This window comes from Flavobacterium aquidurense, assembly GCF_031458035.1.
In the GTDB taxonomy this organism is placed as follows: domain Bacteria; phylum Bacteroidota; class Bacteroidia; order Flavobacteriales; family Flavobacteriaceae; genus Flavobacterium; species Flavobacterium aquidurense_C.
In genome coordinates this window covers 325,696-338,731 of sequence record NZ_JAVDXR010000004.1, presented here as the reverse complement: position 1 = coordinate 338,731, position 13,036 = coordinate 325,696, and the positions used below count along the sequence as shown (strand labels likewise).

At 32.5% G+C, this 13,036-nt stretch carries 13 protein-coding genes and 1 tRNA gene; 8 read left to right on the top strand and 6 right to left on the bottom strand.

What is annotated here, in order from left to right:
- From traM to J2X17_RS08940, 8 genes are all read left to right on the top strand, one after another.
- Entirely contained in the window at positions 1–1,290 is a 1,290-nt protein-coding gene (gene traM / locus J2X17_RS08975; RefSeq protein ID WP_310296685.1) for a conjugative transposon protein TraM, read from the top strand.
- 18 nt (positions 1,291–1,308) lie between these two features.
- A complete protein-coding gene (gene traN, locus J2X17_RS08970) occupies positions 1,309–2,127 on the top strand; it encodes a conjugative transposon protein TraN (RefSeq protein ID WP_310296683.1) in 819 nt (272 codons plus the stop codon).
- Positions 2,128–2,155: 28 nt separating this feature from the next.
- Positions 2,156–2,959: a hypothetical protein gene (locus J2X17_RS08965; protein ID WP_310296681.1), complete on the top strand. Its 804-nt coding sequence runs from the start codon at positions 2,156–2,158 to the stop codon at positions 2,957–2,959.
- A gap of 5 nt (positions 2,960–2,964) precedes the next feature.
- Positions 2,965–3,252 carry a hypothetical protein gene (locus tag J2X17_RS08960; protein ID WP_310296679.1) on the top strand — a complete coding sequence of 96 codons (288 nt, stop codon included), beginning with the start codon at positions 2,965–2,967 and terminating at the stop codon, positions 3,250–3,252.
- Positions 3,253–3,275: 23 nt separating this feature from the next.
- The gene (locus J2X17_RS08955; RefSeq protein ID WP_310296676.1) at positions 3,276–3,710 is read left to right on the top strand and encodes a hypothetical protein; all 435 of its coding nucleotides are present in this window, start codon (positions 3,276–3,278) and stop codon (positions 3,708–3,710) included.
- A gap of 42 nt (positions 3,711–3,752) precedes the next feature.
- Positions 3,753–4,037, top strand: a complete 285-nt coding sequence (locus J2X17_RS08950; RefSeq protein WP_310296674.1) for a DNA-binding protein — start codon at positions 3,753–3,755, stop codon at positions 4,035–4,037.
- Between the two features lie 227 nt (positions 4,038–4,264).
- Positions 4,265–6,145 (top strand): SIR2 family protein, encoded by a 1,881-nt coding sequence (locus J2X17_RS08945; RefSeq protein ID WP_310296673.1) that lies wholly within the window; start codon positions 4,265–4,267, stop codon positions 6,143–6,145.
- Between the two features lie 359 nt (positions 6,146–6,504).
- On the top strand, positions 6,505–7,503 hold the full coding sequence (locus J2X17_RS08940; protein WP_310296671.1) for a hypothetical protein: 999 nt from the start codon (positions 6,505–6,507) through the stop codon (positions 7,501–7,503).
- A 116-nt stretch (positions 7,504–7,619) separates the two neighbouring features.
- On the opposite strand, the gene J2X17_RS08935 is transcribed toward J2X17_RS08940, so the two are convergent.
- The 6 genes from J2X17_RS08935 to lolA1 all read right to left on the bottom strand — a co-directional run bounded on the left by J2X17_RS08935 (position 7,620) and on the right by lolA1 (position 13,032).
- Positions 7,620–8,840, bottom strand: a complete 1,221-nt coding sequence (locus tag J2X17_RS08935) for a site-specific integrase (protein WP_310296669.1) — start codon at positions 8,838–8,840, stop codon at positions 7,620–7,622.
- A gap of 261 nt (positions 8,841–9,101) precedes the next feature.
- Positions 9,102–9,189, bottom strand: a tRNA-Ser gene (locus J2X17_RS08930).
- Between the two features lie 160 nt (positions 9,190–9,349).
- Positions 9,350–9,739 (bottom strand): acyl-CoA thioesterase, encoded by a 390-nt coding sequence (locus J2X17_RS08925; protein WP_310296667.1) that lies wholly within the window; start codon positions 9,737–9,739, stop codon positions 9,350–9,352.
- 1 nt (position 9,740) lies between these two features.
- Positions 9,741–10,874, bottom strand: a complete 1,134-nt coding sequence (gene ribB / locus J2X17_RS08920) for a 3,4-dihydroxy-2-butanone-4-phosphate synthase (RefSeq protein WP_310296665.1) — start codon at positions 10,872–10,874, stop codon at positions 9,741–9,743.
- A gap of 2 nt (positions 10,875–10,876) precedes the next feature.
- Entirely contained in the window at positions 10,877–12,331 is a 1,455-nt protein-coding gene (locus tag J2X17_RS08915; RefSeq protein ID WP_310296663.1) for an LptF/LptG family permease, read from the bottom strand.
- A gap of 8 nt (positions 12,332–12,339) precedes the next feature.
- Positions 12,340–13,032, bottom strand: a complete 693-nt coding sequence (gene lolA1, locus J2X17_RS08910) for an outer membrane lipoprotein periplasmic chaperone LolA1 (RefSeq protein WP_310296662.1) — start codon at positions 13,030–13,032, stop codon at positions 12,340–12,342.
- Between the last annotated feature and the right edge of the window lie 4 nt (positions 13,033–13,036).

The following is a 13,036-nucleotide window of genomic DNA, read 5'->3' as shown; positions in this document are numbered from 1 at the left end:
ATGGAAAAGAAAATAATAACATTGAAAGAACTTAAAAAGCGTAAAATGCTTTTAATACTGCCAATTTTGGCTCTGCCATTTATAACAATTATATTTTGGACACTCGGAGGTGGAGAAAGCAATCTGGATGATTTTGTGAAGGTGGATAATCCAGGATTTAATATAAAGCTTCCTGATCCGAAATTCAAAGAAGATTCTGCTTTAGATAAGATGAGCTACTATGACCAGGCTGCAATTGATTCGTTAAAATTCCAGGACGCGATTAAAAATGATCCGAATTATTCGAGCGATATATTTATAAGGGATTCCTCAGCTGCAAACGATCAAACAGAATTTGATCCGGCAATTTTCAGCAGAAGAAAAACGGCTTTAAATACGTCGTCTTTCAGGGGAGAGAACGAGCAGAAAGTTTATCAAAAATTAAAAGCACTTCAAAACGCAATTGCCGAGCCTCCTAAATCTTATGATACTGATCAGGATATGAGAGAATTTGAAAATGTAAATTCATCCGGCAACATTTCTGATGATATGAAAAATCTGGAACAGATGATGGCAGCTATCAGTGCGCCTGCTGAACCCGATCCGGAGCTCAAGCAACTAGGAGGGATGCTTGAGAATATTTTAGACATTCAGCATCCACAGCGGATTCAGGAAAAATTAAGACAATCTTCTTTAGCTCAAAAAGGAAAAGTTTTTTCTGTCAGCAGAACACCCTCAGATGACCCACTTACCTCATTTGAGCTAAAGAGTAAAAGGCCAATTGATTCAAAATCGAACTCTTTTTACTCCTTAGAGGAAAATGTCACTGCTGATGAAATTCAAAATGGAATTGAGGCTGTTATCCATCAGACCCAGACTATAATTAACGGTTCAATCGTGAAATTACGTTTGACAAGTGATGTTTTTATTAATGGGGTATTAATTCCAAGAAACAGTTTTCTCTATGGAATAGCGGCACTTAAAGGAGAACGACTGGAAGTTAAGATAGACAATATAAAATTCAGGAACTCTATTTTTCCAGTATCGCTGTTAGTTTATGATATGGATGGAATAGATGGGATTTATATTCCCGGCGCTATTAGCAGAGACGTTGCTAAATCTTCAGCTGAGAGATCCTCACAGAGTTTAGGGATTGCAAGTCTGGATGATTCATGGGGAGCTCAGGCAGCCGGGATGGGAGTTGAAGCAGCTAAGACGCTTTTGAGTAAGAAAGTAAAACTTATTAAAGTTGTTGTAAAGGCCGGCTATCAGGTATTGCTTTATGATGAGAAGCAAAACAACGAAAAATAACCTTTAAATATCTATAAGATGAAAAATATTAAATCTTGGTTAATGATGTTCATTACCATTTCGGCACTTGCTCAAAATAACACAGCTATTGAGCCAAACAATTTACAATTAAGTTATTCTAAAACTACTAGTATTGTCTTTCCCTACTCCGTAAAAAGTGTAGATCGCGGAAGTCAGGATGTTCTGGTTCAAAAAGCTAAAGGTGTAGAAAATATTTTATTATTAAAGGCTGGGATCGTTAATTTCAAACAAACGAATCTAACTGTTGTTACCTCTGATGGAAAATTGTATGCTTTTATTCTGAATTTTGATGAACAGTGCCCAACTTTAAATTTAGTTGCTGAGGTTTCAAATTATGATACGGATGTTTTGTTTTTTACCGAGAATGAAAATCAAAAGAAAATTGAGCAATTTTCTCAATTAGCACTTTCAAAGAAGAAGAAGATAACGGGGCTTAAAGCAAATCAATTTTCTGTGCAGCTTCAAGTAAATGGAATTTTCATTCATCACGATGTGATGTATTTCAGAGTAGTGGTGGTAAATAATTCAAGAATTAGTTATGATATTGACCAGCTGCGTTTTTTTATTCGGGACCAAAAGAAAACTAAGCGCGCAGCATCACAGGAAATTGAAATCATGCCGCTTTTTGCAAAGTCAGATTTTACTAAAATACAGGACTATTCGGAAGTAACTCTGGTTTTTGCGGTTCCAAAATTTACTATCCCGGAAAAGAAACTTTTCACACTGCAGCTAATTGAGAAAAATGGTGGCAGACATGTTGAGCTGGATATCAAAAACAAGGATCTGATTAACTTAGAAATACTGAGATCTTTATAATCACTTGCTAATTTTAAAAATAGAAATCATGAACGAGAAAAATGTAGAATACTTGAAAGAGCAGTTAAAATATACTGGATTTGGCGATGCCATGGAAAATGTATTAAGAGAAAATATTGCCAAAGGAAATCCAGAATTTAAGCTGGATCATGAAGTAAAATATGGCAATGATACAGCATCCGCTGTATTGAATTTTAAAAAGTCAGATCAGACTGATATGTACTTTTTTAATTCCTATGATATGAAGATTCAAAGAGAGGGACAGTCGGAAGCATTATCCCAAACCTTTTATATTAACAGGGAAAACAATATTACCGCTAAGGAAGCCTACAATTTAATGGAAGGCAGGGCTGTTAATAAGGATTTAAAAAACAAAGAGGGTGAAGTTTATAATTGCTGGATAAAGATGGACTTCAAAGAAGCAGCAGATGACAAGGGTAATTTCAAACTAAATCATTATCATCAGAATTATGGCTATGATCTGGAAGCAAGCCTTGCAAAACATTCTATTAAAGAATTGGAAACCCCAAAGTACAAGGAGGATTTAATGAACTCGCTAAAAAAAGGAAATATTCAATCGGTAACCTTTATAATTGGCTCGGAGGAAAAAAAGCAATTTGTTGAAGCAAATCCTCATTTCAAAACAGTCAATGTCTATGATAATGCAATGCAAAGGATTAATGATAGAGAGAGTAAAGATCAAAAGAAAAACGAGACAGAAACAAAATCTTCAGGTAAGGATTTAAAACAGAAGCAAGATATTGATTCTAATGCTCCTGAATCAGGACCTAAACAGAATGCAAAAAAAAAGAAACAAGGTAATTCAATCTAGATGTAATGGATAATATACAGCCCTTATCAGCTTTTTTTCTTGCTATTGAAAAAGACTTCAGGATCAGTACAACCCATATAGCAATATTTGCTGCGCTTGTTCAGTTTCGAAATGATAAGGGTTTTATAAATCCAATTCAGGCATACAGTATTGAAATTCAAAATATCGCTAAAATAGCTTCTCCTAAGACCTATCATAAATGCATGCGGGAGCTAGATGCTTACGGGTATGTAATTTATCTGCCTACAAAAAATAAAAATAAACGAAGCAAAGTATATTTTCATTTGGAATAAATAGGGACTAAAAATCACGTTTTATGAAAAAGGCTAAAATGTTTAAATCCCTGGAAGAATTCTTAAATCTGGAAAGCCGGCTAAAATTTTTAGAAAACACTATTAAAGTGAATAATAAAGATTATAATGTTCGGATTTTAAAACCAGGTTTTTCAAAGCAAAGATGCAAGTCATGTTATACTAAGGCTGAGCTTGCTCATTTTTTTTATATTTTATTGGATGAAGGGCTTTTGTTTTTTGATTTGGAAAACACCAGTAACAATCGAAGTGAATTTCAGCATTTTGTTATTGATAATTTTTCATATGCCGGAGATCATGGTTCTCAGATCGCTATAAAGTCAATTAGTAAGCAATTTTCAGAATCTAAAGGTTATAGTTATAGAGAGAAACAAATTAAATTCTTAGAAGAATTTATTACAAGAATGCAGTGTAGAAAACAACGGCTGGAAAATTGGTAAGGATATGGGAAATCAAAGTGTTTAAATTAAATAACATTACTGATGAGAAGGAGCAGAGAAGAAAAAATACTTTCTTTTACGATGAAAGTTGAACAGTTGATCGAACCAGTAATTTTGAGACTGGAAAAGATTGACTCAAAGATAAGCGGTGAAAATATCAGACCGGTCTATTACAGAAACGAAGATCTAAAAAAAATATTTGGTCTGTCCAGCAATACAATCGTAAAATACAGACAGACAGGAATTCTTCCCTTCACCAAACTGGGAGATATATTTTTATATGATGCACTAATAATTGAAAAAAAACTTAGTGAAAACAAAAGATAGTTTTTTATACTATTAAGAAAAGCTAAAGATCGCCAGCAATAGGAATCTTTAGCTTTTTTTCATGAGTAAATTATATATTTGTTTCTAGCAGATCGACTAAAAATTCGGACTTAACAGTTAAATGGACATTTAAGTGAAGCTTTATTATTGCATGCTTTTCGCTTATCTTTGATAGTTAAGAAGGTGTCAATAATAAAAATAAAACTAACTCAACCAGATAAAGGAGTATGGCAAGTAAGAGAATTTTTGAATTAATAAGAAAAGAGGAAGTAGTATTATTCGCCGGAGCAGGTATGTCAAGATATGCTGGGTATCCCTCTGGAGGAGAATTGGCAGACATACTATATAAAAATTTGTCTGATGATATTAGAGAAGATATTGAACCTACATTTAATCTGCCAAAACTTTGTGAAGATATTTTATTGATTAAAGGAAACAAAAGTTATCTAATTGAAACTTTAAAAAAAGAATTTCGCAAAAAAAATACACCGGCAGAAGCTCATAAAATTCTTGCAGGAATTCCGCATTTTAAAACTATCATAACCACTAATTATGATACTTTAATTGAGTCGGAAAACGATAGGATTGAAGTGATAAGGACTAGTATTGATTATGTAAATGCAGATAAAAATGCGCAAATGCTGTTTAAAATCCATTCTGATTTTACGGATATAGAAAACATTATTTTAACCAGTTCTGATTATCTAAATTATTTTTCACAACAAAGTGAAAACACTGTGTTTTGGAATGCGGTAAAAGACAGGCTAGCATCAAATAATATATTATTTGTTGGATATTCACTTGAGGATATCAATGTTCAGGATATGATTAAAAAAATAATACATCAACTGGGAGATTACAAAAAAGAGATGTATTTCGTTGCACCTTCACTTGATAGGGTAAAACAAGGTTTTTTACAAAAGCATAATATAAAACACATTCAATCTACGGGTGAGGATTTAATTAAAGAAATCGATACAGATATCAGACATAATTTTTTACCGGATCTGGCTAAAGGAATCGGCAAAGCAGACACAGCACTGAATTTTGCAAAAGAAAGACAGCTTAGTATAGAGTTAAAAAAAGGTGAAAAGGGAATTGATATTGGTCATGTCAAATCCCTGGATTCAAATAAGGCCTATAAAATTGATCTAAAACTTACACTTGAAGGTGAAAAAAAAGATCAATTTTTCCAGTTTTTAGACAATAAAAGTTTTGACGAGATCTGCCTTGAAAGTGATGTACTTAAAGAACTGAGTTTTATTATGAAAGATCTCCGCATACTAAATCAAGATAGTATTTCAAAAATGACGCTACAGAAGCGACCTAATTTTGATTTCAATATTAACATTGAATTTGATGACGATTTTGAAGTACATGATTACCCGTTTGTATTTACCGTTATAAAACCTGCTGAAGATCAAAGTCACATAAAAATCGTTGTTGACGGTTTTGTTGTTATGATAAAGTTATTCTTTGATTCAATAGAAGATAAAAATAAATTTAATATGGAGATATTTCCTCCTGAAGACATTAAATCTGTAAACCAAGGCTTAAAGTTCTATGAGATTTTATCTAGGATAGCGAATAATATACCATTCAAAATTTTTAAAGAAGGAAAATTATTTTTTAATTCAGCGCAGTTTCCTCTGCCTTTTGAAAAGAACGCTTTCAATGCTGATGGCTTACAACAGTATTTTGCTAATCTAAGAAAGATTGAGAAATATTTCAATATAAAATTTTCAGGTATAAATCTTCAGCAGGCATTTCCTGAGCGAGTAAAATTAATACAGGCAAAAATGAATAATCAGACTTTATTCTATGAATTTGAAGGAGTTAGTATTACTACTGTTGAAGAGAATGAAATTGAGGTTTTAAAGAATATTGAAGGAATTGAAAAAGCTTTGGCTATGAGTGATAAAAAGAAAACGGTAATAAACCTTCATGGTCAAGATTTTGATTTGGGTTATATAGTGGATTTAATTTTTGATCCGGTCATTCGAAACCCGGAGGATCTTATTGATTTTAAAAACAAAGAAATTATTGTTGGAAGTAAAACAAATAAGATTGGAAGAAGATTCTCAGAAGATGGAACCCCTGAAGACTAACAAAGAAATTAAGAATTACGTTGAAACTTCATTATTAGTTTTTATAAATTAGGATTATTTATTGGAGAAAAAAAAGAATACAGTTAAATATATTAGAAAATTATTTTCCAGAGAGGTTTAGTTGTTTATTAAAGATAAAGGTCTATTCCAATTGATATAGGCCTTCTATTATTTTTGAATGGCAGACTCGAATGATTTGTATAAATCGAAAGAAATAAAAATACTAACTAGTATGAATTATAATTTCAGAAACATTCTCTTTACCTTTGTTCGTTATATATGTAATAGATTGGCTTCTATATATGGCTTTTTGGAGTCACCATGTAAAGCATAAAAGTGAAATACATAAAGCTATTAAAATGACAATTTACAACATCAATGGAATTCCTGAGGAGGTAGAGCTAAAGAATATTACAGCAAAAGAGGGATTTTATGTTGTACAAGAGCAATTAGATAATTTTATTTATCGTGGAGGTGAAAAGGTTTCTGAAATTGAATCCATGTGCTTTGAATTAAGGACCTTGCTGGCCATTAAAATATTTGGATCCGCTCAGGAATATTACAGAATTGTGGAACATCCAATTTACTACTTTGTCGCTCAGGCAGGTATAGATGCTGACGTTAGAATATCAAAAAAAGAATTTGAAGAGTTTGTTCTTCAATATCCTGATAAAGAAACCCTCTACAAAATGTTGTACTTCTTTGATATTGATAATGTAATAGGAACTCTTCAAAATTGTATGGTTGAAACAAAATTTGCAGTTGGAGAATTTTATAAACAACTAAATATAAATAGTTTTTCAGTCATAGAGAATAGATTTATTAATGAAGATGGAATTCAATATTCTTCAGGAGGAGTAGTTGCGAATATAACTTCGCTGGTCAATCGTATTTTTATTTGTTTATACAGTATGTTGGACTTCATTACTAAAATTGCACATGAAGTTGAAGCATTACAGACAGATTTCACTTCTTATCCAAAGCTTAAATCAAAAGAAACTGTTTTGGGATATGCTAAAAAGACAACATTTCACGAAATGAAAAATACACTCTTTGAGAGGACAGATACTAGAAAAATGATTGAATTTTTACGAAATGAAATTATTCATAATGCTTCTATTGACAGCCTGCCAAAAGTTTATCAGCGTGTTGAAGCAAATAAGATTGTAGAAAAATTTATATTACTTCCTGATTTTTCTAACGGTATTATAGAGACTTACATAAATAGAAAGAGGTTTTACACAGTCGACACAAAATTGAATGAGATTCTGCCCGACATTATCAATGATTATTTTACAAGATTAAGTTTTACTTTACAACAAATTAATAAGTATTGCAATTCGGATAATAAAGCATAAAAACTCGCTCATAATAATATGAGCGAGTTTTTTGTTTCCTATTTTACAAGATTTTGCAGAGAAATAATAAAAGTAGTTACATCCATGAATCAAAGTAAAATTTGTAATGCCTAACCTTATTGAAATTTATCTTTAAGTTTATTCATATCATCCATTACGTTAACATCTAAAACTTTTGCGTAATGCTGTGTCTGTTTGATGTTGGTGTGACCCATCATCGATGAAACATGCTCAAGTCGCACGCCATTACCCAATGTTACAGTAGTACCAAAGGTATGTCTTGAAACATACCATGTGAGATGTTTATCGATATCACAGATGTCTGCTATCTCTTTTAAATAGGCGTTCATTTTCTGATTCGAAATCTGTGGAAGTAGGAATGTTTGCTTATTTTTATATTTGTTAATAATAGCAAGGGCAGGAGGCAGTACAGGCACATTTTCTCTTATCGTAGTCTTTGTTCTGTTTGCCATAATCCAAAGATTACCATTGTTATCTTCGGACAAGTTCGCTTTGGTTAAACTTATTGCATCTACTGGAGCATAACCCGTGTAACAACAGAACAGAAATATATCCCTAACTTTCTGCAGTCTCTCAATAAAAATCGGCTTATCTGTAATTTTGTTTAATTCCTGTTGTGATAGAAAGATTGCATCAGTGACGTTTAGTTTTCCGTTATAAATATTGAAAGGGTTCTTTTGAATCAAATCCATTCTAAAGCAGTAATTGCAGGCGGTTTTGTACATCTTCATATATTTTACAACAGAATTATTTTTAATTCCGATCTGACCTTTATAGCTACTTTCGTATTTAAGGTATTCTTCCAGGCTAAAGACAAATGCACTCGAAATATCCTCTATTACCATGTCATCGTTTCCGTAGTGTTTTTTAATAAAAACAGACAGTAGGTTAGATGCTCTTTCATATTTTTGAAATGAGGCTGACGATCTCTCCCCTGCAAGAACCATTTTCTTGAAATGTTTATTATGTTTTTGCATAATCTCAATTATGGTGATCTGCTTCGTTTTAATTTCTGCTTTTCCGCTGAGCTCTGCTTTCAATAAATCCAACGATACCTCTGAATCTAAATTAAAGAGCTTATTGAATTTTTTCTCTACATTAAGTCGGTATAAGTCAAGATAATTTTTAAGCACTTTTTCTTTTTCCAGTTTTAAGACATTTCTCAGGTTGTTGGTATAAGCCCATCTTTCTTTTGAGATTGCTTTTCCTGTGCTTAAAGTGATTCTCTTTGTGTTGTAAGTGATTCGTGCAAAAATGGAAAATTCTCCATTTTTGTCTGCTTGTTCAGTTTTGAGGTAAAAAATTACTTTTAACATGTTTTCTTGTTTTTAAATTAATATCAAATTGATTTAAAAAACTCGAGACACACCTTTGTTTACAGGGAATTCCCTAGGGAATTCTTCAATTTAGTACACTATTTTCAGGACCAAAAACCCTAAAAAAAAAATAGTGTACTAAATAGTGTACCGTGCTTTGCCATAACATGTGCTTTTTGAAGGTATGCCAAAAAAGAAAAAGCCTTTAAACAGTGATGTTTAAAGGCTTTTGACTTTTAAAGTTTCTTTTGAAACTTCTACTGGCGGAGAAAGAGGGATTCGAACCCCCGGACCTGTTACAGTCAACAGTTTTCAAGACTGCCGCATTCGACCGCTCTGCCATTTCTCCAGTATGTTGCGATCATTTGCTGATTGCGAGTGCAAATATAAGACCCTTTTTCGGTTCTCAAAACTTTTTCAAAGCTTTTTTACGGATTATTTTAAATTAATTTTTAAGTCATTCATAATCAGTATTTATTTTGTGAACAATTTTGGGTTACTTAACGTTTTTAATCCAAAATAGGCACTGGTTTTTTGTTTTCATCGACAGCAACAAACGAAAAAGTTCCTGAAACTACGGTTTCGCGAAGTTCTGAATACATTTGTTCCATGAAAATGTCAACATGAATTTTACAGCTTGTTCTTCCAACACTAATTACTTTTGCAACTAATTCTATTAATGTACCAGCCGGAATTGCTTTTTTAAAATCAATTTGTCCGGTTGAAATCGTTACAACTTTCTTTCGGCTGAATCGTGTTGCACAAATAAAAGCTACTTCATCCATAAGATGAAGTGCGGTTCCTCCAAATAAAGTATCATAATGATTTGTCGTACTTGGAAAAACTGCTTTAAATATATGAGTCTCAGATTTTGTAATTCGTTCTTCTAAGGTCCCCATATTAATAATTTACATATTCGGTGATTTCAAGTCCATATCCAATCATTCCCACACGTTTTGTCTGCTCTGTATTTGATACTAATCTAATTTTTGAAATGTCAATATCGTGTAAAATTTGAGCTCCAATTCCGTAATCTTTACTATCAATTATTACTTTTGGAGCTTTCATTGTACCTTCTGACTGTAAATTTTTAAGTTCAGTAATACGGCTCAATAGATTTACGGCCTGCATATCCTGATTGATAAAAACTACAGCACCTTTTCCGTTTTCATTAATAACTTTAAACATACCATCTAACTGTTGTTCAGCATTGTTAGTTAAAGTTCCTAATAAATCATTGTTTACCTGAGAAGAGTGAATTCTGGTTAAGATTGGTTCTCCAAGATTCCAGGTCCCTTTTGTTAAAGCAATATGAATTTGCTTGTTTGTTGTTTGTTCGTATGCTCTCAATCTGAAAGTTCCAAAGCGGGTTTCAATATCAAAATCTTCTTTTTTGACAATTAAACTATCGTGTTGCATTCTATAAGCAACAAGATCTTCAATCGAAACAAGTTTTAAATCAAATTTCTTAGCTACTTTCACCAATTCAGGCAAACGAGACATAGTTCCGTCTTCATTTAGAATTTCGCAGATCACACCAGCTGATTTAAATCCGGCTAATCTCGCAAAATCAATTGCGGCTTCTGTATGGCCAGTTCTTCTTAAAACACCACCTTGTTTAGCGATTAATGGAAAAATGTGTCCAGGGCGTGCTAAATCATGTGGTTTTGTATTGCCATCAACTAAAGCCTGAACAGTTTTTGCTCTGTCTGCCGCTGAAATTCCAGTCGTAACACCATGTCCTTTCAAATCTATAGAAACTGTAAAAGCAGTTTCCATATGATCCGTATTATTAGTAACCATTGCACGTAAATCAAGCTCTTTGCAACGGCTTTCAGTAAGCGGTGTGCAAATTAATCCACGTCCGTGAGTCGCCATGAAATTGATCATTTCCGGAGTTACTTTTTCTGCTGCTGCTAAAAAATCACCTTCATTTTCACGATCTTCATCATCGACTACAATGATGATTTTACCTTGACGAATATCTTCTATAGCTTCCTCAATGGTATTCAGTTGTATTTTTGTTGTTGACATAATTATTGTTGATTTTGAGCAGGAAAAAACCGCTCGGAAATTTTTTGAAATAGTTGTGATATCGGAGTTGTGATTGCATCAAAGTTTATTAATCCATTGTCATTTGTAGCACGATAGGTTAACAAAACAGCCAATGGAAGTAAGATAAATGAAGACATCCACGATCCTAAAAACGGACTCATTCCGCCTTCTTGCGAAAGCCTTTTTCCAAAAGTATTGATGAAATGAAAAGTAATAAAAATTAATACGGCAAAGACAATCGGTAAGCCTAATCCTCCTTTACGGATAATAGCACCTAGTGGAGCTCCAATAAAAAACATTAAGAAACAGGCAAAAGCGATGACAAACTTTTCGTATAAGGCACTAAGGTGTTTGTTAATTTCTCTTTGTTTGTCTTTTAATTCTTTTTGAGTTGATTCAATAGAATAGGTATTGCTGGTAACATTGCTGCTAGCCATTTTCAGGATATCCGATTTTTGTTTATTGGTATAAAGGGATAAAATATCGTTCGGAAGTGGTTTTTTCTTTTTATCTGTTTTTGGAAATACAGGTTGTTTTTTAATACCAACTCGCTGATTAATATTCTCTGAAAATGATACTATTTCATTATTCAGATTTTTATTTAAGGAGTCCAAAGTATAACGTAATTCATTTACGTTCAGCATTCCGTTTGTACTGCTAATACTTTGCTGATCATCATCAACTTTGTTTAATTCCGATAAATCAATATTGATAATTTGTTTTTTAAATGCGGCTTTTACAAACGGCAATTTCGCTCGATCTTCATATTTTTTTGGTGTAACATCCTGATAATAATAACCATCATTTAATACCAATTTTAAGATACTTGATTTTTCATTGCTGATTAATTTACCATTCTTAGCTTTGATAACGGTTTTATTTTCGCCGACATTATTTGGTTTTTCATGAATGGTAACGCCAGTTAATATGTTTCCATTTTCGCCCGACTTTTTATTTACTTTAATGTTGTAAAATCCTACATCGTTAAACTGCCCTTCGGCAATAGCCATAGCCGGTTTAGCCTGAGCAATGTTTTTTCGGAAATTGACAAATTTATATTCAGCGTATGGGATCACGTTATTGGCAAACCAGAATGCTACAATGCTTAACACGAAGATAAAAACAATCAAAACACGCATTGCTCTTTGAAGTGATATCCCTGAAGACTTCATAGCGGCAAATTCATAATTCTCTGCCAAATTTCCGAAAGTCATAATCGACGCCAGTAAAACCGATAAAGGCAAAACTAACGGGATAATACGTGGCATTGAGAAAAGAAGGAATTTTACAACCAATATCAAATCCAGATCTTTACCTGCGAGTTCAGAGATAAAAAGCCAGACGGTTTGAAGTATGAATATAAAAAAAAGGATTACAAATACCGTAGTAAATGTAATCAGGAATGTTTTTAGTAAGTATTTGTCTAAAATTTTCAACCTTGTAATTAGTCTAATTTATTGATGTAGTATTTTGGATATTTGCTCGCTACAAAGGTAAATTGATTTTTTGATAAAGGCTGATTGGTTTTAAAAGAATTAACGGTTAAAGTAGTTTTTGTTCCGTTTTTACCAGTTTCAATCAAATTATAGATGTGTTTTGTCTGCACGTCAATGCCTAGTAAGATTTCTTTTCTTTGATCTTTTGTATTTACCGGTGCTAATTTGATGTATTGAATTTTTCTTCCTTTAACGTTTTGAACAATATCCATGTTGTATTTGTATCCGGAATTAAAGAAAGTCAGCATTTTTGAAGGTGTGATAGCGTTATCGTCTTTCTCATTTACTTTAGAAATAGTAACTTCTTCGTCTTCAGGAACAATAGTATATGTTTTTTGTCCATCGAATATTTTAGTAACGCCCATAAAATTCAATACGTATTGATTTCCTTTCATAGTAACATTTCCTTTACTGTCCTGATTAATGTTTTCTTTAGAATTGTTTAAAGAATACTTGAAATCAATAACAATATTGTCATAGCTTTTGATTTTAGCCGTTACTTCGTTCAATAAATCCTTGGCTTTTTTATCCTGAGCTTGAATAGAACCTAAGCTCAAAAGAAATAAAACTGCTATTTTGAAGCATTTTTTACTTCTGTTTGTGATAGAATTGTTTTTGATTTCTTGAATTTTTGTTTTCATGATG